Raw genomic sequence first — 26741 nt, forward strand, 5'->3', positions numbered from 1 at the left:
ACTACACACCGTCCGCCGAACGCTGCATTTGTTGGGACGATCCGACCCTCGCCATCGACTGGCAGCTGGAGCAAGCCCCGCAGCTGTCGGCCAAGGATCAGAACGGTCAGCGCTTTCTAGAGGCTGATCTGTTTCCATGAGAATACTCATCATTGGTCAAAACGGTCAGGTCTCCCGTGAGTTGCAACAGCGCCTGGGTGATGTCGGTGAATTGATTGTGCTGGGGCGCGATCAGCTTGATCTGGCTCAACCGGATCAGATTCGTCGGCAGGTCCAGCGCGTTCGTCCCGACCTGATCATCAACGCGGCGGCTCACACCGCTGTCGATCAGGCGGAGAGCGAACCTGCCCTGGCATTTGCCATCAATGCGACCGGACCGGGTGTATTGGCCGAAGAAGCGCTGACCCTGGGCATCCCGCTGATTCATTACTCGACCGATTACGTGTTCGACGGCAGCAAGACCGAGCCTTACAACGAAGACGATGTGCCCAATCCGCTCGGCGTCTATGGCAAGAGCAAATGGGCCGGCGAACAGGCGATCACGGCGGTTCAAGGGCAGCACCTGATCTTGCGCACCAGCTGGGTTTACTCGATCCACGGCCGTAATTTCCTGCTGACCATGCAACGCCTGCTGCAAGAAAAACCGGAATTGCGCATTGTCGCCGACCAGATCGGCGCGCCCACCTGGGCTGGCACAATTGCCGGCAGCACCGTCGCGCTGATTGAACGCTGGCAAGCGGGACAGGCCGGTGCCTGGGGTACGTATCACCTGACAGCACAAGGTGATACGTCATGGTTCGGCTTCGCCCAGGCCATTGGCGATGCGCTTCGGGAACAGGGCAAGCCGTGCGCCAGCCTGGTGCCGATTCCGTCCACCGACTACCCGACACCAGCGGCCAGGCCGCTGAACTCACGCCTCGACTGCAGTCGGCTGCAGCGCGAATGGGGCGTCAGCCAGCCTGACTGGCAAAGCGCGCTGCGCGAGTGTCTTGCCGAGCAAGCCTAGGCATAATGCGCCTATACCCACAGGCGCCTGATGCTCATGACTCCGACCCTCCCTCGCAGACCCCGCTGGCGCAGCCTCGCCCTGCTGGCGCTGTGCCTGGCGCCGTTACTGTGGCCGCTGCAACACCTGGCCGAGCGTTACTACCGCAGCGAGCTGGCCGGGCAGAACCGTCAGACCCTCGACCTGTACGTCGCCAACCTGTTGGGCACGCTGCACCGTTATGAGGTCTTGCCGCAAATCCTCGGCGACCTGCCAGCCTTGCGCGCCGTACTAGGCGCGCCCGATGATGGCGTCACCCAAGGCAATGCCAACCGCTTGCTGAAAAACATCAGTACCCAAACGGGCGCCGAAGTCATGTACTTGATGGACACGAGCGGCAAGACGCTGGCGGCGTCCAATTGGGATAAACACGACAGCTTCGTCGGGCGTAATTTTTCTTTCCGGCCCTATTTCAGCGAAGCCATGGCCGGGCGGCTCGGACGGTTTTTCGGTCTTGGCACGACCTCAGCCAAACGCGGCTATTTCTTTGCTGCTGCGGTCCGCGACGGCGAAAAAATCATCGGCGTACTGGTGGTCAAAGTCGATCTGGACCACACCGAAAGCCTCTGGGGCAAAACCCCGGAACAGTTGCTGCTGACCGATCAAAACGGCGTGGTCATTCTCACGTCGCGACCGGAGTGGCGCTTCCGCTCGACCCGCCCGTTGACCGATGAAGAAAACAAGGCCATTACCGCGATTCAACCGTACCCGACCCGCGATCCAAAGCCGTTGAAACTCAATCCCAATGCCTGGCTGACGCAAACACGGCAGATCGCCGAAACCGGCTGGAACGTCAGCATCCTCGCCCCGCGCACCTTGATTAACCGCCCGGTCCGCACGGTGGTCGCCATCGGTGGCGCAACGCTGTTGGTGTTGATGCTGCTGCTCGGGCTGATGATGCAGCGCCGCCGTCATTACCTCGAACGGATCGCCTTCGAAGCCAAGGCCAGGCGCGAACTGGAAGGCCGGGTCGCCGAGCGGACCAGCGACCTCGAAGGCCTCAACCGGCGCCTGAAACAAGAAGTGCTGGAACGCGAACACGCCCAGCAGGAGCTGGTGCGCGCGCAGGATGATCTGGTCCAGGCCGGTAAATTGTCGGCGCTGGGAACCATGTCGGCGAGTATCAGCCATGAGCTCAATCAGCCACTGGCGGCGATTCGCAGCTACGCGGAAAACGCCGAAGTGCTGCTCGATCATCAACGCACCGACGATGCACGCGGCAACCTCAAGCTGATAAGCGAATTGACCGGGCGCATGGCCTCGATCATCGCTCACCTGCGCGCCTTTGCCCGGCGTGATCGTCACGCGCCGGAAAGCGTTGCACTGCAACCAGCGCTGGATGACGCGCTGGCATTGCTGGCCAAGCGCCGACGCAGCATGGAAGTCGAGCTGATCCGCGACTTGCCGGCCGCCACGTTGTGGGTCGAGGCCGGGGAAACCCGCTTGCGTCAGGTCCTCGGCAATCTGTTGGCCAACGCCCTCGATGCGCTGACTGAAAAAGGCCCGCCGCGTAAACTCTGGTTGAGTGCCCAATCCACCGCTGACGGCGTCAATCTGTACATTCGTGATAACGGCCCCGGCTTTTGCATGGAAGCCTTGGGGCGTGCCAGTGAACCCTTCTACACCACCAAGACCCGCACTCAAGGGCTTGGGCTGGGGTTGGCGATTTGCGAAACCCTGATGCGTGCCTTCGGGGGTGAACTGTCGTTCGCCAACCACAAGGAAGGCGGCGCGTTGATTACCCTGAAACTGCGCGCAGGCGCGCCGGGCGTGAGCCTGCAACCGTCCGAGGACCGAAGTGCATGACCATCGACAGCCGCATTCAGGTCGTGTTGATCGACGATGATCCCCACCTGCGTCAGGCCCTGAGCCAGACACTTGACCTCGCCGGCCTGAAAATCCTGCCGCTGGCTGAAGCCAAAGGCCTGGCCGCACAATTGGAACGTGACTGGCCCGGCGTGGTGGTCAGCGACATTCGCATGCCGGGCATGGACGGCCTCGAACTGCTGACCGAACTGCACGCCCAGGACCCGGAGCTGCCGGTGCTGCTGATCACCGGCCACGGCGACGTACCGCTGGCCGTACAAGCCATGCGCGCCGGGGCCTATGACTTCCTGGAAAAACCCTTCGCCAGCGATGCCCTGCTCGACAGCGTGCGCCGCGCGCTGGCCTTGCGTCGCTTGGTGCTCGATAACCGCAGCCTGCGTCTGGCCCTGAGTGATCGCAACGAATTGAGCACCCGACTGGTCGGGCAATCGGCGCCGATGTTGCGTCTGCGCGAGCAGATTGGCGCACTGGCCGCGACCAAGGCCGATGTGTTGATTTTGGGTGAAACGGGCGCAGGCAAAGAAGTCGTGGCCCGGGCGCTGCACGATTTATCGAACCGTCGCAATGGTCCGTTCGTGGCGATCAATGCCGGCGCGCTGGCCGAGTCCGTGGTGGAAAGCGAGCTGTTCGGTCACGAGCCCGGGGCGTTCACCGGCGCGCAAAAACGTCGCATCGGCAAATTCGAATTCGCCAACGGCGGCACGCTGTTCCTCGACGAAATCGAAAGCATGAGCCTGGACGTGCAGGTGAAATTGCTGCGCTTGCTGCAGGAGCGCGTCGTCGAGCGTTTAGGCGGCAATCAGTTGATCCCGCTGGACATTCGCATCATCGCCGCGACCAAGGAAGACCTGCGTCAGTCCGCCGATCAAGGGCGTTTCCGCGCCGACTTGTATTACCGCCTGAACGTCGCGCCGCTGCGTATTCCACCGCTGCGCGAGCGCGGTGAAGACGCGTTGGTGTTGTTCCAGCATTTCGCCGATGAAGCCAGCGCCCGCCACGGTTTGCCGCCCCATATGCTGCAACCGGGGCAACGCGCCCTGCTGCTGCGCCACACCTGGCCCGGCAACGTACGCGAACTGCAAAACGCCGCCGAACGCTTCGCCCTGGGCCTGGAACTGGCGTTGGACAACACTACGCCGGAAGGCGGAACCAGCTCGACGGCTGAAAGGTTCAGCGGTGGCTTGAGCGAGCAAGTGGAAAACTTCGAAAAGAACCTGATCGCCGCTGAGCTCGCGCGCTCTCACAGCTCCGTGCGCAGCCTCGCTGAAGCGCTGGGCATCCCGCGCAAAACCTTGCACGACAAGCTGCGCAAACATGGGCTGAACTTCGCCGGCGGCGCCAGTAGCTCTTCCGACGATCTCGATTGAGCGACCGTTAAATCATCACCTTCAACCAAGAGGCCCGCGCATGAACCGCGACAGTCGTTACCTGGAATCCATTCTCCATCACGACATCCCCCTGACGCAGGCCATGGGCATCAAGGTGCTCGACTGGCACGACCAGCAACTGCGCCTGTATTTGCCGCTGGAAGCCAACGTGAATCACAAAAGCACCATGTTCGGCGGCAGTCTGTATTGCGGCGCGGTGCTGGCGGGTTGGGGCTGGCTGCATTTGCGCTTGCGTGAGGAAGGGATCGAAGACGGGCACATCGTGATTCACGAAGGGCAGATCAGCTATCCACTGCCGGTGACCATGGACGCGACAGCGATTTGCCAGGCGCCGAGTGCAGCGGTGTCGAAGAAGTTTTTGGCGATGTATCAACGCTATGGTCGGGCGCGGTTGACGCTGCATTCAAGGATTGTGAATGTCGGCAGTGATGAGGATGCGGTGAGGTTTACGGGGCAGTACGTCCTTCACCGTTGAAGCAAAAATTCGCAGCCTCGTTTCACTCGACAGCTCCTACAGGAGATCGCGCGCCCCTTGTAGGAGCTGTCGAGTGAAACGAGGCTGCGATCTCTTGATCTTTACGCCCGTGCCAACGACAGCAGTTTTTCACGCCAGGCCGCCTTGGCTGGCAGCGCCAAAAAGAACTCATTCAACAACGATTCCCGTGCCGGATAACAAAACGGTGCACCGCTCAAGTCCAATACCTCGCCGCCGGCACCTTCCAGCACGCCTTGCGCCGCCGCCGTGTCCCACTGCGAAGTCGGCGCCAGACGCGGATAACAATCCGCCGCCCCTTCCGCCAACAGGCAGAACTTCAGCGAACTGCCAATATTGACCAGTTGCAACTCGCCCAGACTGTCGCTCAACCCCGCCAACAAGCGCTCCTGCTCCGGGCTCGAATGTCGACGACTGGCGACCACGGTAAACGCCTCTCCCGCAGCAGGCACTTGGCGAACCTGGATCGGCAATGGCTGGCTGTCCTTATCGCCGCGCCATGCGCCCAAACCTGCACCACCAACGTAGAAACGCCCGTTGGTCGGCATCGACACCACACCAAACACCACCCGCCCCTGCTCGATCAGCGCAATGTTGACGGTGAACTCTTCACTGCCGGAAATGAATTCCTTGGTCCCGTCCAACGGGTCCACCAGCCACCACCGCTGCCACCCGGCGCGCACGCTTTGCGGGATGTTAGCGTCTTCTTCGGACAACACCGGGATGCTTGGGTCCAGTGCAGTCAAGCCGGCCAGAATCAAATGGTGAGCCGCCAGGTCTGCGGCGGTGACTGGAGAATCATCAGACTTGGTCGTCACCGCGGTGCCGGTACGCCAGAACGGCAGAATCGCTTCGCCTGCCTTCAACGCCAGTTCGACCACTGGCGCCATCAATGGATGCGGGAAATTCATGGCAGAAAAACCCCGCGCTGGGTCAGCAGATCACGGGCCAGATACAGCGCCGCCAAGGCACGGCCCTCAGTGAAGCGCGGGTTCTGCGCCAACGCGGACAGCTCACGCAAGTTGATCCTTTCCACGCCCATTGGCTCAGGCTCGTCGCCCTCAAGGCTTTCTTCATACAGATCGGTAGCCAGTACCACCTGGATCTTCTGGCTCATGTAACCGGGCGATAACGATAACTCGGTCAGATGCTCCAGCTGCCGCGCGCCATACCCGGCTTCTTCCTTGAGCTCACGCACAGCCGCCGCCAGCACGTCTTCACCCGGCTCGATCAAGCCTTTAGGCAAAGACAGCTCATATTCATCCGTGCCGCCGCAGTATTCCTCGACCAACACCGCATGATCCGAATCGAGCATGGCGACGATCATTACCGCGCCATACCCCGCGCCCTTGCCGACCAAACGCTCGTACGTGCGCTCCACGCCGTTGGAAAAGCGCAGTTTCAGCTCTTCGACACAGAACAAACGGCTGGTGGCGACGATCTCGCGGGCGAGTACGGTGGGTTTCTGGCGCATAAAAAGCTCCTTGGCGTGAACGCGTTACTATACAGGCTGTTTGAAAGCTGCTGCGCTCGGGATTGCTGCGTCAAAAACAGGCTCGGACGGGTCATTTACAACTCGTAAACTCCCCGTCCTCGCCTGTTTTTTCCTTGCACTCCCTTCGCTCGCGACGCTTTCAAACCAGCCTATACCCGGCCTATCCTGATTGTTGACCTCGGATATCTCTTTTACCGCTGGAGAAGTTTTTTATGTCCCTGCTGCCCTGGCGCGACATCGACACCGTTCTGCTGGACATGGACGGCACGCTGCTGGACCTGCACTACGACAACCATTTCTGGATGGAGCACTTGCCACAGCGTTACGCCGAGTTGCACGGGGTGAGCCGGGCCATGGCCGAGATGGAATTGCAGCCGCTGTTCGAGCGCAATGCCGGCCAGTTGCAGTGGTACTGCCTGGATTTCTGGAGCGCCGAATTGAAACTGCCGGTGCGCGAACTGAAACTGGAAACCGCTCATCTGATCGCCTTGCGCCCGGATGCGGATACGTTTCTGGCGGCAATCAAACAGGCAGGCAAGCGTGTGGTGTTGATTACCAATGCCCACCGGGATTCGCTGTCATTGAAGCTGGAAAGGATTGAACTGGCGCCGTACTTCGAGCGCTTGATCAGCTCGCATGATTACGGTTTTCCCAAAGAGAATGCGCAGTTCTGGGAGGCGTTGCAGGCCGATATCGGCTTTGATCCGGCGCGCAGTCTGTTTATCGACGACACGTTGCCGATCCTGCGCAGTGCGCGCCGTTTTGGTGTCGAGCATTTGTTGGCAGTGAGCGAGCCGGACAGCCGCAAAGGGCCCAAGGACACGGCGGAGTTTGCGGCGGTGGGGGATTATCGGGAGCTTATCGCAGGGCTCTGAGACCGAGTCGCATCCATCGCGAGCAGGCTCGCTCCCACATTAGATCTTCAGTGAATGCAGAACTGTGGGAGTGAGCCTGCTCGCGAAAGCGGTCTTGAGGATTACTCGGGAATGCGCAACGACTGCCCCGGATAAATCTTGTTCACGTCTTTGAGCATCGGTTTGTTGGCTTCGAAGATTTTGTTGTACTTGTTGGCATCGCCATACACGCGCAAGGAAATCGCGCTGAGGGTGTCGCCCTTCACCACGGTGACAAACACCGCAGCCTTCGCCACCGGCCCGGTTACGGTGATTTGGTCATCAACACTGCCCACACCGGCAATATTGCCCACCGCCAGCAGAATCTTTTCTTTCTCTTCCTGACTGCCGACTTCCCCGGTCACGGTCACTTTGTCGCCATCGACCGTGGCCTGCACATTCGGGTTACCCAGGCCAACCTTGCTGATGTGCTCCTTCAACTGCTCGCTGGCATTGGCGTTGCCGGGGGTCAGCAGATCGAGCAGTTTTTCGCCGGCTTCCTTCACAAAGCTAAAAATACTCATGGTGCACTCTCCTTGGGTTTAGGTTTCCAGACGCAAGAGACTAGACCAAGCGGGTAACCCCCGGTTCCAACCCGACCAATGACGTTGATCTGGCGCAAGCGCTAGAATCCCCTCCTTCACCGCGCCCTGGAGCGAAGATGGACATCAAGCAACTGAAATTCCTCATCGCCCTCGACGAAACCCGGCACTTCGGCCAGGCCGCTGCCCGCTGCCACATCACCCAGCCGACCCTGTCCATGCGCCTACGCAGCCTCGAAGAAGAACTTGAGTTGCCTCTGGTCAATCGTGGGCAGCGCTTTGAAGGGTTTACCGCACCAGGTGAGCGTGTGCTGGCCTGGGCGCGCACAGTGCTGGCGGCTTACGACGGCTTGCAGGCTGAAGCTGCGGCTTGTCGCGGTAACCTGGTCGGTACGTTGCGATTGGGCGTGGTGCCGCTGTCGAGTTTCGATCCGCTGCCGCTCATGCAACGCTTGCACGCTGAACACCCGAACCTGCGTTTCGAACTGTCGGCGTTGAGTTCCGAGCAAATTCTCGAGCAGCTGTCGAACAACCGTCTGGACCTCGGTGTGTCTTATCTCGAGCGTCTGGACAATGAACGCTTCGATTCACTGGCGTTCAGTGAAACCCACATGGGCCTGCTCTACGATCAGCGCTTTTTCAGTTTCGGCGACGCGCCTTTGAGCTGGGAGTCGCTGATCGAACTGCCGCTGGGCATGCTCACCAGCGGCATGCACTTTCGCCAGTCCATCGACCACAACTTCCACAGCCGTGGCCTGTCACCTCAGCCCCTGCTGCAAACCGATGCCGTGCACCAATTGTTACAAGCGGTGCACGGCGGCATGTGCTGCGCGGTGATGCCGCTGGACGGCGGGCTGGAAAATCTCACCGATCACCTGCGCCTGCAACCCATCGAAAACGCGCAAACCCTCGCACGGCTGGGGTTGATCATGCGTCGCAGCGCCCCACGCTCGGCCTTGGCGGAAGCCTGTTTTGCGATCTATCAGAAATCGCCAAAGGACTCTTGATCGACGTCATCTATCGGCGGATCAGTAATAGCGATTAGACGCGACACATTGACGCGCCTAGGCTTAGAGCTGATCAGACCGTCGGTGATGCCCATGAACACTAAGCGCCCCACCTGCGCGGCGCCAGCCCTCGAAACGCCCGCGCCAGACGCAAGCCATACGTACAGTTACAGCGACCTTCAATACACCGAATCGGCCAACACCGCGCTCGCCGAGGAAGTTGCGCTGGCGATTGCCTATAACGGCATCAGCCAGGCCGTCATGCTAGTGACGCCGACGGACCTTGAGGACTTCATCGTCGGCTTCAGCCTGGGCAGCGGCATCATCGAGGACGCGACCGACATTTATGACCTGCAATTAACCGGCGAAGGGTCGGCGCAATACGCGCAAGTGACCATCGCCAATCGCGCCTTCTGGAACCTCAAGCAGCAACGTCGGCAACTGGCTGGAACCAGCGGTTGCGGGCTCTGTGGTGTGGAAGCGGTTGAACAGGCTCTGCCCGACCTCAAAGTATTGCCCGGCGCGCCGCTGCCGCCCGCCGAATGGCTCGATGGCCTGCGCGAACGCATCGGCGCGTTCCAGCCGCTGGGCCAACATTGCGGCGCGGTGCATGCGGCGGTGTTCATGAATGCTCAGGGCGAATTGCTGCTGGGCCGCGAAGACATCGGCCGGCACAACGCCCTCGACAAATTGATTGGCGGGTTGATCCGCCAGAAGATCCCGACGACTGGCGGCCTGGCGATTGTCACCAGCCGGTGCAGCCTCGAATTGATCCAGAAAGTCTTGCGCGCCGGCATCCAGACCCTCGTCAGCCTGTCATCGCCCACGGGCCTTGCCGTGCAATGGGCCCGTCGTCATAACCTCAATCTCATCCATCTACCACAGAAGAATGCGCCACGGGTCTACAGCCCAGCGTTGGAGACTCAAGCGTGAGCCAACATCAACAAGCCGACCAGAAACCCGTCCCCCGCTACAAGCCCTATAAAGGCGCGGCCGGTGGCTGGGGCGCGCTGGCCAGCGTTGCCCGGGCCTGGTTGACCAGCGACAACGCGCTGAAAAACCTGCGCATAATGCTCAAGACCAACCAGAACGGCGGCTTCGACTGCCCCGGTTGCGCTTGGGGCGATTCTCCGGAAAAGGGCATGGTGATGTTCTGCGAGAACGGCGCCAAAGCGGTGAACTGGGAAGCGACCAAACGCCGTGTCGACGCTGCATTCTTCGCCAAACATAGCGTCACCTCGCTGCTGGAGCAGAGCGACTACTGGCTTGAATACCAGGGCCGTCTGACCGAGCCGATGAGCTACGACGCCGAGACCGATCGCTACAAACCGATCAGCTGGTCAGCGGCCTTCGCCCTGATTGGCAAACACCTGCAAGGGCTGTCGAGCCCGAATCAGGCCGAGTTCTACACCTCGGGCCGCGCCAGCAACGAAGCGGCGTACCTCTATCAACTGTTCGTGCGCGCCTACGGCACCAATAACTTCCCTGATTGCTCGAACATGTGCCACGAGGCCAGCGGTGTGGCATTGGCGCAAAGCGTCGGCGTCGGCAAAGGCACCGTGACGTTCGACGACTTCGAACACGCCGATGCGATTTTCGTCTGGGGCCAGAACCCCGGCACCAATCACCCGCGGATGCTCGAACCGCTGCGCGAAGCGGTGAAACGCGGTGCGCAGGTGGTGTGCATCAACCCGCTGAAAGAGCGCGGCCTGGAACGCTTCCAGCATCCGCAACACCCGATCGAAATGCTCACCAACGGCGACAAGCCGACCAACACCGCGTACTTCCGTCCGGCATTAGGCGGCGACATGGCAATCATGCGCGGCATGGCGAAGTTCCTGCTGCAATGGGAACGCGATGCGCAGAAGGCCGGTGAACCTGCCGTGTTCGACCACGACTTCCTCAATGAACACAGCGCCAACGTGCTGGAATATCTGGCCGCCGTCGACGATACGCCATGGGAGCAGATCGTCGAACAGTCCGGGCTGACCTTGGTGGAGATCGAGCAAGCGGCACGCATGTACGCCAAGAGCAAGAACGTGATCATGTGCTGGGCCATGGGCATCACCCAACATCGCCACTCGGTGTCTACCATCCAGGAAATCGCCAACCTGATGCTGCTGCGCGGCAACATTGGCCGGCCAGGTGCCGGTCTGTGTCCGGTGCGAGGCCACAGTAACGTGCAGGGCGATCGGACCATGGGCATCAACGAGCGTCCGCCGGTGGCGTTCCTCGACTCGCTGGAGCGTCGTTTCCAGTTCAAGGTGCCACGTCAAAACGGCCACAACGTGGTCGAGGCGATCCATGCCATGGCCGAAGGTCGCGCCAAAGTCTTCATCGGCCTGGGCGGCAACTTCGCCCAAGCTACTCCGGACAGTTCGCGCACGTTCCAGGCATTGAGCAATTGCGACCTGAGCGTGCAGATCAGCACCAAGCTTAACCGCAGCCATTTGGCTCATGGTAAAGACGCGTTGATCCTGCCGTGCCTTGGTCGTACCGACATCGACATGCAGACCGAAGGCCCGCAAGCGGTGACCGTAGAAGACTCGTTCAGCATGGTCCATGCTTCCAACGGCCAATTGCAGCCACTGTCGAACCAGATGCGTTCAGAGCCGTCGATCATTGCCGGTATCGCCGCCGCGACCCTGGGCAGCAAACCGGTGGACTGGAACTGGCTGGTGGCTGATTACAGCCGTATCCGCGATCTGATCGCCGACACTATCCCGGGTTTTCGCGATTTCAATGAGAAGGTCAAGAATCCGGGCGGTTTCTATCTCGGCAGCAGCGCCGGTGCGCGTAAGTGGAACACGCCGTCAGGCCGGGCCAATTTCCGACCGAATGTACTGCCAAAAGACCTGGTGCACGAGCGCACGCGCGCTACCGGCGTGCTGCCGGATTTGATCATGCAATCGATGCGCTCGCACGATCAGTACAACACCACGATTTATGGTCTCAACGACCGTTACCGTGGGGTGAAAGGTCAGCGCGATGTATTGTTTGTGAACGAAGCCGACATCATTCGCCTGGGTTTCAAACCGGGGCAAAAAGCCGATATCGTTTCAATTTGGGATGACGGGCGTGAGCGTCGGGTGAAGGGCTTCACGCTGCTGGCGTTTGATATTCCTGCGGGGCAAGCGGYGGCTTACTACCCGGAAGTGAATCCGCTGGTGCCGCTGGAAAGCATCGGGGATGGCAGCCATACGCCGACGTCCAAGTTCGTGGCGATCCGGTTGGAAATGGCGAGTGAGACCGGGTTGATTTTGGCCAGGTCGGCTTAGGGCGGCGTGATCGTTCCCACGCTCTGCGTGGGAACGCCTCCTGTGATGCTCCGCGTCACGCTTTGGGACGCGGAGCGTCCCTGACTGCATTCCCACGCGGAGCGTGGGAACGATCATCAATTTTTTCGCGGCAAGCCACTTTCCAATCGCCCACAAAAAGGCCGTTTCTGTATAGAAACGGCCTCTGCGAAGTAACTAAAGACCGGCAAAAAACAGTTAAGTTCCGTCTATAAAACAGTAACTTATAGAAATGTGCACAAGTCGTGTTACTCGTCGGATTTCGATTGTCACACCTCTGACACAGCCTCAGGATCGCGTCGTCATCCCCTTGAGGTTCCTCCATGAAGTTCTCCTCGATTCTCTTGTTGTCCCTTGGCTTGTTCAGTGGCATTGCTTCTGCTGGCGGCAACACCGAAGCCGGTGTGGGCGGCGCATTGGGCGGGGTTCTTGGCTCGGTCGTCGGTCAGTCGTTAGGCGGCAGTACAGGTTCCACCATCGGCGCGGCCTTGGGCGGTGCGGGTGGTAGCGCAGTCGGCGCAAACAAACACAGCCGTGGCGAAGCTGCCATCGGTGGTGCGCTGGGTGCGGCAGGCGGTAACGTGGTCGGTCGCAACATGGGCGGCACCACGGGCAGCCTGATCGGCGCGGCAGCAGGCGGCGGCGCCGGTGGCGCGCTGGGTAACTACATGGGCAACAAATACGATAATGAAGATGACGACAACGATAGTCGCTCTTATCGTGGCCATGGTGATCGTCGTTACTACCGTGACGGCCATCCAGGTCGTGGCCATGCCTATGGCCATCGCAAGCACAAACACAAATACTATCGCCACTGAGGCTTCCATCGCCTCGTTAATCGGTAGTTAAAAAAATCGCAGCCCTGGGGCTGCGATTTTTTTTGCCCCGTCTAAACCACCAGGCGTTCCAGCGCTCCACGTAATCCGGCCGGAATCGATACCGGCTGATTTGAAGCACGATCTACAAAGACATGCACGAAGCGCCCGGCCGCACAAGCTTCGTTTTCCCCTTGCTTGAACACAGCCAATTCGTATTGCACCGAGCTGTTGCCCAGCTTGCCAACCCGCAAGCCGATCTCGATCCGGTCCGGAAAGGCGATGGAGGCAAAGTAATCGCACGCCGAACTCACGACAAAACCCACGACCTCGCCGTCATGGATATCCAGGCCACCGACTTCGATCAGGTAAGTGTTCACCGCCGTGTCGAAGAAGCTGTAGTAGGTGACATTGTTGACGTGACCGTAGGCGTCGTTGTCGTGCCAGCGGGTGGTGATGGGCTGGAAGTGTGGGTAGTCGGTGCGTTGATTCATGCGCAGCTCTCGTCTTGAAGTGGCTGAAGTTTATCGATCCGCAAACCCTTTACCCACCTCTGCCAATTCGCCGATCAAGCGTGCCGGACGCCAGTGATCACCCTGCCGGGTTTCCAGCGCCATCAAGCGTTGATGAATGTCGGCCAATCCTTGCTGATCCGCCCACGCCATTGGCCCGCCCTTCGCCGCCGGAAAACCATAACCGTTGAGGTACACCAGATCGATGTCGTGCGCCGACGAGGCAATGCCCTCCTGAAGGATCTTCGCCCCTTCGTTGACCAGTGCCAGCAAGCAACGCTCTAAAATCTCCTCAGCGCTGATCTCGCGACGCTGGAAGCCCAATCCTTCGCTGACCTGCAACACCAGCGCATCCACTTCCACATCGTGCTCGGCCTGACGACTGCCCGGTTCGTAGTGGTAATAGCCGTTGCCATTCTTCTGACCGAAACGTCCGAGTTCGCACAGCCGGTTGTCCACCTGAACCTCCGGCGCATCCTGCCCTGTGCCCGCCAGTTCCCGAGCTCGCCAGCCCAGGTCTACGCCAACCACGTCGTACATGCGGAACGGCCCCATGGCGAAACCGAAACCTTGCAGCGCCGCGTCCACCTGATAGGGATAAGCACCCTCCAGCAGCATCTTGCGTGCTTCGATCACGTAGGTATTGAGCATGCGGTTGCCGATGAAACCGTCACAGTTACCCGCCACCACACTGACCTTGCCCATGCGTTTGCCCAGTGCCAGCGCTGCATCTAATACTGCCGGAGCAGTCTGGGCGCCACGGACGACTTCCAGCAGTTTCATGATGTGTGCAGGGCTGAAAAAATGCAGGCCCAGCACTTGCTGCGGACGGCGAGTTGCCGCAGCGATAGCATCGATATCCAGCGCCGACGTGTTGCTAGCCAGAATCGCTTCGGGTTTGAGCAGCCCATCCAGTTCGCGAAATATTTTCTGTTTCAGCTCGAGGTTTTCGTAGACCRCTTCGATGACCAGATCGACTTCACGGATTGATGCGTAGTCCGCCGCTGCGGTCACTCGCGCAATGCGCGCGTCAGCTTCGGCCTGATCAATGCGCCCTTGGCGCACATTGTGAGCGTTGGTTTCGGCTACCGTGGCCAACGCCTGTTCAAGCATCTGCGGATTGTTATCCACCCACTGCACCGGCACCCCGGCGTTCGCCAGACACATGACAATGCCACGGCCCATGGTGCCTGCACCGATGACGGCGGCGCGCTGAATGTTGAATGGCGTCTGGCTCATGATTTGCTCTCTTGTTGGCGATCCAAAGACAGCCACCACCATAGTCAGGCGTCGTGCGTTTTTGAAATTTATTCCTGTGATGAGCGACATTCAGCGGATGGATGAGATACCCATTGCAGCCCCATTCTCACAGCAGAAGTCCGAGTCCTTTGGGATACAGAACTCTGGAAGTACTCAATAGGAGTGAAATGAGCGCTAGCCAACAGCTTGAATCAGGTTAAAATTTTCTTGCCAGCTTCGCCGATTTTAAAAAAAAACTTGGTGTGGTAAAAAAAATCTATCCGGACGGGGGAACTGCCGATGGGAAACCGAGTGGGCTACGCCCATTTGATTGATGCGCTGGATCTGAAAGCTATCGAGGTGAAGCGGCCAGCGATCATCCAGCYGGTTACCCGCCTGGAGAAAATCGGCGGTGCATTGTCAGTACCGCAGAGCGTTGCGCCAGCGGAAGATGACTATCTGGCTCACATCATATTTGCCCTAAAACATGAGGGCGTCAATCTCGCCATTCTGGCTCAGGCACTCCCTCATATTGATGGCCAAATACTGGTCGAAGCCATTACCAAGGCTCCCAGTAGCGCTTACCTACGTAAAATCTGTTTCCTCTGGGAGTTTTTCACCGGTCAGCACCTGGACTATCCCGATAATCCTCGCGGTACCGCTACTTTTCTATTTGCCCCGGACAACTACATCACCGGGCCATCGGTACGAAACTCGCGTTGGCGAGTCGACTTCAATGGACTTGGCACACTTCGATATTGCGCGACAGTCGAACGCACAACAGAGATTCAGACCTTGCTCGACTATGACATTCTGGGTCGATCAAGAGCCTTTATTGGCGCCCTTCCAAAAGAGATGATGGATCGGGCGATCAATTGGGCGTACCTGAGCGAAACCGAAAACTCGTTTGCCATCGAGAAGGAAGCTCCCAGCGAGCAGAAAGCACAGCGATTCGTACAACTGCTCCGCCAGGCACATGAGCGTCGGCCGCTTACCGAAGATTATCTTGTCGCGTTACAAAATAGTGCGATCTCTAATCCCTTTGATCGTGCAGCCGCATTCCGTCACGAACAGAATCACCTGAGCAATTCGTTTCGCGGCGCAGCTGGCGTGACCTACGTGCCGCCGGCCCCAGGGCTCTGTCGTGAATTGATGGAAGAGTTGATGACGTTCGCCAACAGAGCGCCAGAGCAACTCGATCCTCTTGTGGTCGCAGGCATCGCCTCTTTTGGCTTCGTCTTTCTGCACCCGTTCATGGACGGCAATGGCCGTCTTTCACGCTTCCTCATCCACTTGGCTCTGTGCCGAAGCGGCGCTCTCGAAAACGGTCTCTTGCTACCTGTTTCGGTCGCTATGAAGCGCGAAGAACAACATTATCTGGAAGCACTGCAATCTTTCTCAAAGCCCGTTCGTGAATTCTGGGATGTTCGCTGGATTGATGCGGAAACAATGAGCTTCAACTTCATTGGTGACGCCAGCATCTATCGCTACTGGGATGCCACCGATTGCGTAGCCTTCACAATGGAAATGGCTAAACGGGCCCTCGAGGTAGAGCTGAGAGAGGAAACCGACTTTCTTCAGCGGTTCGATACACTCGTGAAGGTTGTGAACGAAAACTACGACGTTCGAGGCAATCTTTTGTCCAGGTTAGTCATGCAGTGCCTGGATCAAAACGGCATTGTTTCCAAAGACCGCCGCAAGCAATACCAAGGATCGATTCAGGAGGAGGTCTTCGACTTTCTCGAGCAACAAGCCCAGTCGCTATTGGCCGACGCTTACGGTGAACCTCATGAAGATGTTTGAACGACCGCTGTGGAAGCGGTCGTACTTCAACTTCACAGATGAGCCTCGGCCCAACCGCGTACCTCGCCGTACGGATAATCTTCCAACACCGCATACCCTGAAATAGTCCGCGCCTTCAGCTTGGTAAACAGCGGCACACTGATCCCACAGAGGAACCGAGTCACGCGCTCAGCCGACGGAACGTTACCCGTGTGCTGTTCATGCCTATGGATAAATTCACCGCACAGTGCTTCGAAATTTTTATCCACAAGCGCCGGCAATTCCGGCGGCGCAGGCAGCCGCGCCACATGCCCATAACACACCGAACAATGCCCGCATTGCCGAGGTGCGTTTTCGTCACCGAAATATTCGGCCAGGCGATAACCCAGGCAGTGGTCGGTGGAGAACAAGTCCAGCATCGCGTGAATCCGCGCAATTTCTGTACGTTCGTGTTGGGTGAAGTAAGCGTGCAGCTCGGCACTCAACGCCTGACTGTCGAAGTCCGTTTGCCGCAGACTGTAGACCTCGGTCATCTGCTTGCTTTCAAGCTCGACCCAACCCTTTTCCTGAAAGTAATCCAGTGCCTTGACCACCCGATTGCGTTCGGCCTGATATTGCTCGTACAAGGCGTCGAAATTCACCGTAGCCCAGGTTCGTGCGCGACTGGAGGTCTGGATGATGGCGGCGACAAAGTCCTTGCGCTCACCCTCGAAGCGCGCGAGCAAGGCTTCCGGTTCCTGCAAATACTTGAACCGGTATTCGGCGTAATAGGCGTAACGCGGGGCGATCAAGCCGCGCAACTCCAGTTGGACCAGCAAGGTCTTTAGCGGCAATTGGCGAATGTTGCTTTGATCGGCCAGCGGCCCCAACAAAAACTCCCACTGCCCCTCAGGCGCAGCGGCGAGCATTTCATCGAGCACACAGCGGATACCGTCCCGTTCGGGCGTGTCGCCGTAGACGAAGTTTTCCAGCACGTTGAGACTATCGCGGTTGGCCAATACCAGACAGTCGGAGGGTTGCCCGTCACGCCCGGCACGGCCGATTTCCTGGCTGTAGTTTTCGATGGATTTAGGCAGGTCGAAATGCACCACGTTGCGGATGTCACTCTTGTCGATGCCCATGCCAAACGCGATGGTGGCGACGATGCAATTGGACTGCCCGGCCATGAAACGTTTCTGGATGGCTTCGCGTTGATCGTGGGGCAAACCTGCGTGATAGGCCTCGGCTTGAATGCCGTTGCGCCCCAAATGTTCGGCGACGTGCTCAGCAGTCTTTTGCAAGGTGACGTAGACGATGCTCGGCTGATGGGGGCGCTCGCTCATCCATTCGACCAGACGTCGGCGTTTGTCCTGACCGCGTACGGGCTCAACCAACAAGTTGAGGTTCGGCCGGTAGAAACCGGTGGTCACTACATCTTCCGGGGCGATGGCGAACTTGGCCTCCATGTCCGCGATCACCTTGGGCGTCGCGGTAGCGGTCAGCAGCAGCGCCTGTGGAATATTGAACTGGCGCTGGTAGTCGGGCAGCTTGAGGTAGTCGGGGCGGAAGTTGTGGCCCCACTCCGAGATGCAGTGCGCCTCGTCCACCACCATTAGCGAGATGGGGACTTGCTGCAGGAAATTACGGAAACGCTCGTTTTTCAGACGCTCCACCGAGATCATCAAAATCTTCAACTCACCGGACTTGGCCCGAGCCATCACATCACTGGCGTCGTCGCGGTTCTGCGCCGAATCGATACTGCCCGCCGCGATGCCGTGGCGTTGCAGGAACGCCAGTTGATCCTGCATCAGCGCGAGCAACGGCGAGACCACCAGCGTCAGGTGCGGCAGCAACAAGGCCGGTAATTGATAGCAAAGGGACTTACCGGAACCGGTGGGGAAAATCGCCGCCGCCGAACGCCCGGCCAGCACCGCGCTGATTGCCGCCTCCTGACCCGGTCGAAACTGTGGATAACCGAAAACCTGTTCCAGGGTGTTGTGCATAAGCTGTCACTCCGTTGACCGCTGCGAAGCCCAAAGCCTAGCTGGCAAACGCCGCGAGTCGAGAAAAGGTCGGGACCAAAACGATACGGGATGATACCGCGTCGCCCTATGGAGCTTTGCCACAGGATGAAACAAACGAAACACTTTGTTCCTCGCGGTACCGCTCAATCTGACGGTAAGGTCTTTCTCGCACAACAACCGTCCGCGCACTTCACATCACGGCAGGACRCCTGATGGTCGCGGCATTTGAACAAGGAACGACCATGTTTCACAAACCGATTGCTGCAATTGCGCTGATCCTGATTTCCCTGCTGCTGAGTGCCTGCGACGGGCCTCCCGCAGAGCCACCGATACTCGCTACGTGCGACACCCTGGAATGCTCCGCCCAACAGGCCTGGCGAACGTCCTGACCACTGCTGGTCAAGTGGCTCACACGACCACCCGTAGTTGCTCGATCAACTTCTGCTCCTGAAACACCCGGCCCTTGCTCGCCCATGCAGCATGAGCCGGGCTGATTCCCCTTAAGCGTTGCACAGTCGTTTTCGAAACGTCCTACAGATTCTGACGCGCACCCTACCGAGGCTGGAAGCGCTGCGCCTGACAACCCCGTAGGAAATTCGCCCCAAAAGGGTATTGCTGAAAAAAACCTCGGCCCGCACGTAGGCAAAAGGCGACACTGACAGTAAATCCCCCTACAAAACCCGTCCATTTGCGCGGTATTGCGAGGCATGAATGCGCGCCCCTATAGTTAGCCGCGCCGCTGAAAACAGGACGGACCCCATGCCAGACCGCTATCGCCCACTCAAAACCAGTTACAGCGAAACACCCGTGCTGGTCATCGACACTGACGCAGATCCTTACGAAATACTCGACGCCGCGCGACAACGCATCCGCGCCGCCAGCGGCCTGCTCGAAACCCTTTATTGCCTGTGCTTCAAACAGGCTGATACAGACGACATCCCAAACATCGTCAACGCGTTGTACCTGCTGACCCAGGACGGCAACGAACTGCTGGACATCGCCCGACAACGACTGCCGAAAACTTCCGCTGGTTAATGCCCGGATGAAAATCCCTGTGGGAGCCGGGCTTGGTCCGGGCGGCGTTCCGACGATGAACGATAACGCGGTGCATCTGATGAAATTCAAAACACTCGACACTCAACTACCGCTCGACAAGGCAGCCTACGACGCATGGTTCAAAGCACAAGTACAAGCCAGCCTGGAGGAGCCACACCCCAGCATTCCAAATGAAGATGTCAAACGCCTGAAGGCAATCAAACGAGACAAAATTCCGAAAGAGATAAGTCTGTAGGCAACGCCCTATAAAAGCTTCATCCCGGTCCTACAGCTTCAGATCCCTTGTCGTCTATCGCTGCCCGACGGCTCACACCTATAGTCGTGACCGTCGCTGGCATCAGCGGCTCGGGCTTGGTCACCCGACAAAGAGAGCTCACATTACCAATTAAATATAGGTGTTCATCTGTGACAACGTTAAATCCTCTTTTTGATCGCTACCGCCCCCTGCAAACCAACCTCACCGATTCCTCGCCCCTGATCATCGACACAGAGGCTAACCCCCAGGACATCTTCGAAGCCGCCATCCAGCGCATCCGAGCCTCCAGCGACCTCCTCAAAACCCTGCACTGCGTTTGTTTCAAACACGGCGACGTCGAAGACATTCCCCACATCACCCACGCGCTTTACCTGCTGACCCAGGACGGTTTCGACCTGATGCAAGTCGCCCAACAACGCATGAAGGGTTGGAAAGCACCTGCCTAAGACACCGTAATCACAGGGCATGCCAGCTTCCCTGTGAGCTGGCTGCCCACGAAAAAGGATACTGATTCCTACATCCTTAATGGAGGCAAAATATTGCAAACTATTATTGATTGCGTAGCATGTGAGCCACTGATATTCCATGGGCTCCTACTTATGACAACCGAAACGATTGATCACAGCGCGCTCGTCAAATTGGTTGAAAGCGGCGCCGTTAACACCACGCATATTTTAGCCAAGCAAGGTGGGTGGGCGATTCAAGTTCAACATGGATCAAAAACAAATACCCTGGCAGCGCAACGCAGCCAGCAAACTCGCCTGTTTAAACGACTCGAAACCCTAGTGATCTACTTGCAAGGAATAGGCATTAATCATTTCGATGTCGATACATCGAGCTATGACCCTCTTCAAGTAAAAACCTATTCTCGCCCTGACCGCTCTGAGGCAATGAAGCACGCCCATGAAGCATCTGCTTACGAGGAGTGGTTCAGGAAGCAGGTTCAGGCTGGCATTGATGATCCCCGGCCAAGAGTGAGCGACGAAGAGGCGCGCCGAGTCTTTGCTGCCAAACGTGATGCCATACGTCAACGAGCGCGCTGATGCGGGTAGTTTGGGGCCCCTCGGCGCTGACTGACCGGGACAACATCATGAATTACATTTGCCAGGACAACCCTGACGCGGCCGTTGCTTTGGACGAAGTATTTGAATTCAAGACAGAGTATGCAGGCCAGCAACCAAAGCTTTATAGAAAGGGCTGAATTCCTGGCACTCATGAAATAGTCGCCACACCAAATTACGTTATGGTCTATGTCATCTTGGCTGAAACAATAGAAATAGTGCGGATACTGCATACGAGACAACAATGGCCGTGACGAGGTGATGAAGATCGTTCCCACGCTCTGCGTGGGAATGTCTCTACGGACGCTCCGCGTTCGGCTCTTGGGACGCAGAGCGTCCCGGGCTGCATTCCCACGAGGAGCGTGGAAACGATCAAAATCAAAAAAGCCGTCATCGAACACTGGAAAACAATGAGCACATTTTTTGATGATCTACTTGAAAGCGTGCAGCAGATGGACGAAATCTTAAGAGGTAAGCGTCAGCCTTCCCGCGAACTCCATATTGATGCGCTACAAGAGCACGCCAAGGAAAATCGGGATCGTTCCAATGTCTTTGTCGACGGGAACAGCAGATGCACCCGTCCCCCAAAGTCAGCCCCCCAATAAGATCGCGCAGCAACTGATGGAAGCACTGGAAGAGCAGTTCGGGATCGACTTCGTGGACTACGACGCCTATCGCTACTTTCATCCTGATGGCTTTGACGTATCCCTCAAGCGCCGCGCCAAGGGTCGCGGCGACAAAGTCCCGCTGACCATCGACATGCTCTACCAAGCGATCATGACGCAACGATGGGATACACAGAAACTGGAAGGCATTAAGCCAACCCCATAACTGCCATTATTCTGGTCGTTTAGCGGGTTTTCAGCTGGAATATTGGCAGTTGTGCACGTGGCGTGTGTAAATCAACGCCCACAAAAAAGCCGCCCTCAAAGGGCGGCTTTTTCATTACATCAAACCAACGCTTACAACTGCGGCCCAGCAGCCTTGATCGCGTCGCTCACTTCGAACTTCTTGAAGTTCTCAACGAACAACCCGGCCAGCGCCTTGGCAGACTCGTCATAAGCAGCCTTGTCAGCCCAGGTGTTACGTGGGTTCAACAGGCCAGTCTCAACGCCCGGCACAGCCAATGGTACGTCGAGGTTGATGGTGTCGAGGTGTTCGGTTTCAGCACCGATCAAAGCACCGCTCTGGATCGCTGCGATCACCGCACGGGTAGTCGGGATGTTGAAGCGTTTGCCAACGCCGTAGCCACCACCGGTCCAGCCGGTGTTAACCAGGTAGACCTTGGAGCCGAAGCCGCGGATGCGCTTGATCAGCAGTTCTGCGTATTCGCCAGCCGGACGCGGGAAGAACGGAGCGCCGAAGCAGGTGGAGAAGGTCGACTTGATGCCGCTGCCGGAACCCATTTCGGTCGAGCCCACCAGTGCGGTGTAGCCGGACAGGAAGTGGTAGGCCGCTTGTTCTTCGCTGAGGATCGACACTGGCGGCAGCACGCCGGTCAGGTCGCAGGTCAGGAAGATCACAGCGTTTGGCTCGCCACCGAGGTTCTTCTCGGAACGCTTGGCAACGTGCTCCAGCGGATAGGCCGCGCGGCTGTTCTGGGTCAGGCTAACGTCGTCGTAGTCGGCGTGCTTGGCGTCATCGATAACGACGTTTTCCAGGACTGCGCCGTGCTTGATGGCTTTCCAGATGACTGGCTCGTTCTTCTCGGACAGGTCGATGCACTTGGCATAGCAACCGCCTTCGATGTTGAACACCACGCCCTCGCCCCAACCGTGTTCGTCGTCACCGATCAGGTAACGGCTTTCGTCGGCGGACAGGGTGGTTTTACCAGTGCCGGACAGGCCGAAGAACAGGGTCACGTCGCCCGCTTCACCGATGTTGGCAGCGCAGTGCATTGGCAGCACGTCGGCGGCCGGCAGCAGGAAGTTCTGCACCGAGAACATGGCTTTCTTCATTTCACCGGCGTAGCGCATGCCAGCGATCAGCACTTTCTTCTGTGCGAAGTTGATGATCACGCAACCGTCGGAGTTGGTGCCGTCACGCTCTGGAACGCATTCGAAGTTGGCAACGTTGAGCACCTGCCACTCATCACGGCCAGCCGGGTTGTACTGGGCCGGGTTGATGAACAGGCAACGACCGAACAGGTTCTGCCAGGCAGTCTGCGTGGTCATTTTTACGGCCAGGTAGTGGTCGGCGGACGCACCTACATGAACGTGGGAAACGAAATGCTCTTGCGCATTGTTGAACGCCTCAACGCGGTCCCACAGGGCATCGAACTTGTCGGCCGGGAACTTGCGGTTGATCGGGCCCCAGGCAATGGCAGCCTGAGTGGTTGGCTCTTCAACGATGAAACGGTCGACTGGCGAACGGCCGGTACGGTGACCGGTACGAACAACCAGCGCGCCGGTATCGGCAAGCTCGCCTTCACCGCGATTCAGGGCTTCTTTAACCAGAGCATCAACACTCAGGTCGGTGTACACGGCGTTATTGGCTTGCGTCATGAGGTTCCCCATCGGCCAGTGGCCGAGTGCTCCAAACGTTTTGTAGTAGAAAGTCGTGCACTACTACCGCGAGAAAAAGTGGGCCGGATTATGCCAGAAACGCCCAAAAAAAGTAGGGCCCTCCCGTCGTTACGGCGTAATTCCGGCACTAACCAGTGAATTCACCTGCGCTGAACCGTTTTAGTGACGGGTATGTGACGGCGTATCGACGCCTGCGCCAGCGAATAATTGGGCGATATCGGCGGCATCGAACAGGTAACGCTGGTTGCAGAACTGGCAATCGATCTCGATGTTGCCACCGTGTTCGACCACCAGATTTTGTGCATCTTCCACACCCAGGCTGACCAAAGCATTGGCCGAACGTTCGCGCGAGCAGCTGCAACGGAAGCGCAGTTTCTGCACGTCGAACAAACGCACCTGCTCTTCGTGATAGAGGCGATGGAGCACGGTTTCGTTGTCCAGGCTCAGCAGTTCGTCAGCGGTCAGGGTGCTGCCCAGCGCGGTGATGTGCTGCCAGCTGGCGGCGCGTTCTTCTTCGTCTTTCAAGCGGTCGGCGGGCAGTTGCTGCAGCAGCAGGCCACGGGCGCGACGGCCATCGGCGTACAGCCAGAAGCGGGTGCCGACCTGTTGGGACATGACGAAGTAATTAGTGAAGCACTCAGACAGGGTTTCGCCGTCGAGGTCGACGATGCCCTGGTAACGCTGACCATGGGTCGGGTCGACCGTCAGCGCCAATACGCCGTTCGGCATCAGGTCGGCGAGCGTTGCATCGGGGGCGATCTGGTCGGCCTCGTAACGGGCCAGGCCACGGATATCGCGCTCGCTCGAGCACTCGATCATCAGCAACGGGATCGGGCCGTCGGAACGGGCCTGAAGGATCAGCAAGCCATCGAACTTCAGCGCGCCGACCAGCAGCGAAGCGGCCGCCATCAGTTCGCCAAGCAGTTGTTGGACCGGTTCCGGATAGGCGTGCTTGGCCAGGACTTCGGCATAGCTGAGCTCCAACGAGACCAGCTCGCCACGGGTGTCGCTGTCATCGAAGATGAAGCGTTGGGTGAAGTCGTTATCCGGTAGGTCGGTCATAGGTCTGGGTATCTGAAGTGGTGACAATGGGGTTCAACGGTCAAGATCGCGTGCCTGCAAGCACCCTTGGATGCGCAACGCTCGGCCAAGGCCGGCATTTTATGAACAATCCGGGCTTGTTCCAAGCAAGGTGCAAGGTTCGCAATCTTTGACCACTGACGCCGGGGCCTTCTGGTTATGGCCCATGGCGCAGTGGCTGTGGTGATTTTCGACGAGTGGCTGTGTATCTGCTCGTTGGCGAATCACCCGATATGGTTGCTCATTAGGGCAATTGCAAGTCTTCCCGAAGATCCGGTGGCATCTGGCGAGTGCTGCGCACTCGATCGCAGGCAAGCCACGCTCCCACAAAAAAAAACTGCATAACCCTGTGGGAGCGGGCTTGCCCGCGATGACGGACTGAAAATCGCCCGAGAATTATCTGCCTTACTCGTCATTGCTGCTGCCACGGAACTTGAACAAATCCCGTCGCTGTTTCTTGCTCGGTTTGCCATCGGTGGTCATCCCCAGCGCACCCGCCTTGCGCTGGGCTGCGGCGTTTTCGCGTTTGGCGATGCTGGCCTCGGTTTCGGCATACAGCATCTGAGCCTCCGGCGCGCCACGGCGAACAATCGATAACGCTTGAACCACCACCGTACGCTCTTCGAAACCGGCGCGAATCACGAACTCGTCACCTACTCTTGGCTCCTTGCCTGGCTTACAACGTTCGCCCCGGCAATGCACCTTGCCGCTTTCAATCGCGGCCTTGGCCAAGGCACGGGTTTTGTAAAAACGCGCGGCCCATAACCATTTATCGAGACGGACTTTGTCGTCCTCTTCGTTTTTTTGTGCCATGGGATTTCCTCACTCTGAAATATTGATGAACTGTACTACCGTTTCAGTCGTACCAAGAATTGCACCGGCTCGGACTACAATGCACGCATTCCAGAACCTCCCCGAGGGGCTGGAAATCCGGACCGTAGATATCTGTCGCCTTTTAACCATTATTCTGCGTGAATACCGCGAATTCGGCCCCTTACGAGCCGAGCGGTTTCTACCGGTTGAGCAATTTTGAAGACATTTGACCATTTGACCGTTGTCGGTCTGCGCGAGTGGGTGGCGCTCCCGGATTTGGGAGTCGCGGGCCTGCGGGCAAAAATCGACACCGGTGCCAGCACCTCCAGCCTGCATGCCACCGACATCGAGCCGTTCGAGCGCGATGGTGAGCAGTGGGTACGCTTCACCGCGCACTTGGGCACGGTGGTGCAATTGCGTCATCGACGCTGCGAAGCGCCGCTGGTGACGATGAAAACCATTAAAAGCTCCAACGGTCAGGCGCAGAAGCGATACGTGGTCAGCACCACCCTGGCCCTCGGTGATCGGGTCTGGCGAGTCGAGTTCACCCTCGCCTGTCGCAAGTCCATGCGTTATCGCCTGTTACTCGGTTCAAAAGCCCTGATTCATGGCCAATTGGTGGTCAACCCGGGCATTAAGTACGTACAAGACAAGCCGGTGTTCCCGGTATCTACCTCCTCCACAGGTGTTGCATGAAGATCGCTGTGCTGTCGCGGAACCCGCGTCTGTATTCCACTCGTCGTCTGGTTGAAGCCGGTACCGAGCGTGGCCATGAAATGGTGGTGATCGACACCCTGCGCGCCTATATGAACATTGCCAGCCACAAGCCGCAGATCCACTACCGCGGCAAGCCGCTGGAAGGTTTCGATGCGGTGATCCCCCGGATCGGTGCGTCGGTCACGTTTTATGGCTGCGCGGTGTTGCGTCAGTTTGAAATGATGGGCGTGTTTCCGCTCAATGAATCGGTAGCCATTGCCCGCTCGCGGGACAAACTGCGTTCGTTGCAACTGCTGTCACGTCGCGGGATCGGTTTGCCGGTGACCGGGTTTGCCCACTCACCGGACGACATTCCCGACCTGATCGACATGGTCAACGGCGCTCCGCTGGTGATCAAGGTGCTGGAAGGCACCCAAGGCATTGGCGTGGTGCTGTGTGAAACGGCGACGGCAGCAGAGTCGGTGATCGAAGCGTTCATGGGCCTGAAGCAGAACATCATGGTTCAGGAGTACATCAAGGAAGCCGGCGGTGCCGACATTCGCTGCTTCGTAGTCGGCGACAAGGTGATCGCAGCGATGAAGCGCCAGGCCAAGCCAGGAGAGTTCCGCTCCAACCTGCATCGGGGCGGTAGCGCCAGCCTGATCAAGATCACACCGGAAGAGCGTATGACCGCATTGCGTGCGGCGAAGGTGATGGGCCTTGCGGTAGCGGGGGTGGACATCCTGCGCTCCAATCACGGACCGCTGGTGATGGAAGTGAACTCGTCACCGGGTCTGGAAGGGATTGAAACCACCACCGGGAAGAATGTGGCGGGGATCATCATTGAGCATCTTGAGAAGAATGGTGGGCCGAATATGACTCGGACCAAGGGTAAGGGGTAAAAAAGCAGCTTTAAG

The 26741-nt window shown here is 58.3% G+C and carries 28 protein-coding genes and 2 pseudogenes; 21 read left to right on the plus strand and 9 right to left on the minus strand.

What is annotated here, in order from left to right; genetic code table 11:
* From AC1DSG_RS07310 to AC1DSG_RS07330, 5 genes are all read left to right on the plus strand, one after another.
* Positions 1-140: dTDP-4-dehydrorhamnose 3,5-epimerase family protein (locus AC1DSG_RS07310; RefSeq protein WP_477790321.1), on the plus strand; the 140-nt coding region annotated here is incomplete at its 5' end.
* Positions 137-1006, plus strand: coding sequence for a dTDP-4-dehydrorhamnose reductase (rfbD, locus tag AC1DSG_RS07315; protein WP_477790278.1), 870 nt, complete (start codon positions 137-139; stop codon positions 1004-1006). The genes AC1DSG_RS07310 and rfbD, both read left to right, overlap by 4 nt.
* Before the next feature lie 36 nt (positions 1007-1042).
* Positions 1043-2851 carry a sensor histidine kinase gene (locus AC1DSG_RS07320; RefSeq protein ID WP_477790279.1) on the plus strand — a complete coding sequence of 603 codons (1809 nt, stop codon included), beginning with the start codon at positions 1043-1045 and terminating at the stop codon, positions 2849-2851.
* On the plus strand, positions 2848-4239 hold the full coding sequence (locus AC1DSG_RS07325) for a sigma-54-dependent transcriptional regulator (RefSeq protein ID WP_477790280.1): 1392 nt from the start codon (positions 2848-2850) through the stop codon (positions 4237-4239). The genes AC1DSG_RS07320 and AC1DSG_RS07325 overlap by 4 nt, the downstream gene beginning before the upstream one ends.
* A gap of 40 nt (positions 4240-4279) precedes the next feature.
* The gene (locus AC1DSG_RS07330) at positions 4280-4735 is read left to right on the plus strand and encodes a thioesterase domain-containing protein (RefSeq protein ID WP_477790281.1); all 456 of its coding nucleotides are present in this window, start codon (positions 4280-4282) and stop codon (positions 4733-4735) included.
* A 101-nt stretch (positions 4736-4836) separates the two neighbouring features.
* Here AC1DSG_RS07330 and cysQ read toward each other — a convergent pair whose 3' ends face one another.
* Together cysQ and nudE are read right to left on the minus strand one after the other, a co-directional pair.
* A complete protein-coding gene (gene cysQ, locus AC1DSG_RS07335) occupies positions 4837-5664 on the minus strand; it encodes a 3'(2'),5'-bisphosphate nucleotidase CysQ (protein WP_477790282.1) in 828 nt (275 codons plus the stop codon).
* Entirely contained in the window at positions 5661-6227 is a 567-nt protein-coding gene (gene nudE, locus AC1DSG_RS07340; protein WP_477790283.1) for an ADP compounds hydrolase NudE, read from the minus strand. Before nudE ends, cysQ begins: the two co-directional genes overlap by 4 nt.
* Before the next feature lie 233 nt (positions 6228-6460).
* Here nudE and yrfG point away from each other — a divergent pair, with 233 nt between their 5' ends.
* On the plus strand, positions 6461-7123 hold the full coding sequence (yrfG, locus tag AC1DSG_RS07345) for a GMP/IMP nucleotidase (protein WP_477790284.1): 663 nt from the start codon (positions 6461-6463) through the stop codon (positions 7121-7123).
* Between the two features lie 101 nt (positions 7124-7224).
* On the opposite strand, the gene lysM is transcribed toward yrfG, so the two are convergent.
* Entirely contained in the window at positions 7225-7665 is a 441-nt protein-coding gene (gene lysM / locus AC1DSG_RS07350; RefSeq protein WP_477790285.1) for a peptidoglycan-binding protein LysM, read from the minus strand.
* A 137-nt stretch (positions 7666-7802) separates the two neighbouring features.
* On the opposite strand from lysM, the gene AC1DSG_RS07355 reads away from it, so the two are divergent.
* The 4 genes from AC1DSG_RS07355 (at position 7803) to AC1DSG_RS07370 (ending at position 12804) form a co-directional block, all read left to right on the plus strand.
* Complete coding sequence (locus AC1DSG_RS07355) at positions 7803-8690, plus strand: LysR family transcriptional regulator (protein WP_477790286.1); 888 nt, start codon at positions 7803-7805, stop codon at positions 8688-8690.
* A 93-nt stretch (positions 8691-8783) separates the two neighbouring features.
* Positions 8784-9623 (plus strand): formate dehydrogenase accessory sulfurtransferase FdhD, encoded by an 840-nt coding sequence (fdhD, locus tag AC1DSG_RS07360; RefSeq protein ID WP_477790287.1) that lies wholly within the window; start codon positions 8784-8786, stop codon positions 9621-9623.
* The gene (locus AC1DSG_RS07365) at positions 9620-11968 is read left to right on the plus strand and encodes an FdhF/YdeP family oxidoreductase (RefSeq protein WP_477790288.1); all 2349 of its coding nucleotides are present in this window, start codon (positions 9620-9622) and stop codon (positions 11966-11968) included. The genes fdhD and AC1DSG_RS07365 overlap by 4 nt, the downstream gene beginning before the upstream one ends.
* Before the next feature lie 341 nt (positions 11969-12309).
* Positions 12310-12804, plus strand: coding sequence for a glycine zipper domain-containing protein (locus AC1DSG_RS07370; RefSeq protein ID WP_477790289.1), 495 nt, complete (start codon positions 12310-12312; stop codon positions 12802-12804).
* A gap of 71 nt (positions 12805-12875) precedes the next feature.
* On the opposite strand, the gene AC1DSG_RS07375 is transcribed toward AC1DSG_RS07370, so the two are convergent.
* Both AC1DSG_RS07375 and AC1DSG_RS07380 read right to left on the minus strand, forming a co-directional pair.
* Positions 12876-13295 (minus strand): acyl-CoA thioesterase, encoded by a 420-nt coding sequence (locus AC1DSG_RS07375; protein ID WP_007949183.1) that lies wholly within the window; start codon positions 13293-13295, stop codon positions 12876-12878.
* Positions 13296-13325: 30 nt separating this feature from the next.
* Positions 13326-14552: a 3-hydroxyacyl-CoA dehydrogenase gene (locus tag AC1DSG_RS07380; protein WP_477790290.1), complete on the minus strand. Its 1227-nt coding sequence runs from the start codon at positions 14550-14552 to the stop codon at positions 13326-13328.
* A 300-nt stretch (positions 14553-14852) separates the two neighbouring features.
* Between AC1DSG_RS07380 and AC1DSG_RS07385 the strand changes: the two genes are divergently transcribed.
* Positions 14853-16355, plus strand: coding sequence for a Fic family protein (locus AC1DSG_RS07385; protein ID WP_477790291.1), 1503 nt, complete (start codon positions 14853-14855; stop codon positions 16353-16355).
* 32 nt (positions 16356-16387) lie between these two features.
* On the opposite strand, the gene AC1DSG_RS07390 is transcribed toward AC1DSG_RS07385, so the two are convergent.
* Complete coding sequence (locus tag AC1DSG_RS07390; protein WP_477790292.1) at positions 16388-18316, minus strand: RecQ family ATP-dependent DNA helicase; 1929 nt, start codon at positions 18314-18316, stop codon at positions 16388-16390.
* Between the two features lie 263 nt (positions 18317-18579).
* On the opposite strand from AC1DSG_RS07390, the gene AC1DSG_RS07395 reads away from it, so the two are divergent.
* The 8 genes and pseudogenes from AC1DSG_RS07395 to AC1DSG_RS07430 form a co-directional block, all read left to right on the plus strand.
* Positions 18580-18726 carry a hypothetical protein gene (locus tag AC1DSG_RS07395; RefSeq protein WP_477790293.1) on the plus strand — a complete coding sequence of 49 codons (147 nt, stop codon included), beginning with the start codon at positions 18580-18582 and terminating at the stop codon, positions 18724-18726.
* Positions 18727-19096: 370 nt separating this feature from the next.
* The gene (locus tag AC1DSG_RS07400) at positions 19097-19372 is read left to right on the plus strand and encodes a hypothetical protein (protein WP_477790294.1); all 276 of its coding nucleotides are present in this window, start codon (positions 19097-19099) and stop codon (positions 19370-19372) included.
* A gap of 7 nt (positions 19373-19379) precedes the next feature.
* Positions 19380-19628 (plus strand): antitoxin PaaA2 family protein, encoded by a 249-nt coding sequence (locus AC1DSG_RS07405; protein ID WP_477790295.1) that lies wholly within the window; start codon positions 19380-19382, stop codon positions 19626-19628.
* Between the two features lie 170 nt (positions 19629-19798).
* Positions 19799-20095 carry a hypothetical protein gene (locus AC1DSG_RS07410; protein ID WP_477790296.1) on the plus strand — a complete coding sequence of 99 codons (297 nt, stop codon included), beginning with the start codon at positions 19799-19801 and terminating at the stop codon, positions 20093-20095.
* Positions 20096-20248: 153 nt separating this feature from the next.
* Entirely contained in the window at positions 20249-20692 is a 444-nt protein-coding gene (locus AC1DSG_RS07415; protein WP_477790297.1) for an antitoxin PaaA2 family protein, read from the plus strand.
* A 176-nt stretch (positions 20693-20868) separates the two neighbouring features.
* Positions 20869-20964: a type II toxin-antitoxin system RelE/ParE family toxin gene (locus AC1DSG_RS07420; protein ID WP_477790322.1), complete on the plus strand. Its 96-nt coding sequence runs from the start codon at positions 20869-20871 to the stop codon at positions 20962-20964.
* A 156-nt stretch (positions 20965-21120) separates the two neighbouring features.
* Positions 21121-21225: pseudogene (locus AC1DSG_RS07425) on the plus strand (transcriptional regulator); the annotation flags it as partial.
* Between the two features lie 94 nt (positions 21226-21319).
* Positions 21320-21541, plus strand: a pseudogene (locus tag AC1DSG_RS07430) (DUF1493 family protein); the annotation flags it as partial.
* Between the two features lie 131 nt (positions 21542-21672).
* Here AC1DSG_RS07430 and AC1DSG_RS07435 read toward each other — a convergent pair.
* The 3 genes from AC1DSG_RS07435 to AC1DSG_RS07445 all read right to left on the minus strand — a co-directional run bounded on the left by AC1DSG_RS07435 (position 21673) and on the right by AC1DSG_RS07445 (position 25128).
* Entirely contained in the window at positions 21673-23214 is a 1542-nt protein-coding gene (locus AC1DSG_RS07435) for a phosphoenolpyruvate carboxykinase (RefSeq protein WP_477790298.1), read from the minus strand.
* Positions 23215-23394: 180 nt separating this feature from the next.
* Positions 23395-24297, minus strand: a complete 903-nt coding sequence (gene hslO / locus AC1DSG_RS07440) for an Hsp33 family molecular chaperone HslO (RefSeq protein ID WP_477790299.1) — start codon at positions 24295-24297, stop codon at positions 23395-23397.
* 423 nt (positions 24298-24720) lie between these two features.
* Positions 24721-25128, minus strand: coding sequence for an RNA-binding S4 domain-containing protein (locus AC1DSG_RS07445; protein WP_477790300.1), 408 nt, complete (start codon positions 25126-25128; stop codon positions 24721-24723).
* 216 nt (positions 25129-25344) lie between these two features.
* On the opposite strand from AC1DSG_RS07445, the gene rimB reads away from it, so the two are divergent.
* Together rimB and rimK are read left to right on the plus strand one after the other, a co-directional pair.
* A complete protein-coding gene (rimB, locus tag AC1DSG_RS07450; protein WP_477790301.1) occupies positions 25345-25824 on the plus strand; it encodes a retropepsin-like aspartic endopeptidase RimB in 480 nt (159 codons plus the stop codon).
* On the plus strand, positions 25821-26726 hold the full coding sequence (gene rimK / locus AC1DSG_RS07455; RefSeq protein ID WP_007949201.1) for a 30S ribosomal protein S6--L-glutamate ligase: 906 nt from the start codon (positions 25821-25823) through the stop codon (positions 26724-26726). Before rimB ends, rimK begins: the two co-directional genes overlap by 4 nt.
* Positions 26727-26741 lie beyond the last annotated feature (15 nt).

The sequence above is a fragment of the Pseudomonas sp. P5_A12 genome (assembly GCF_056400685.1).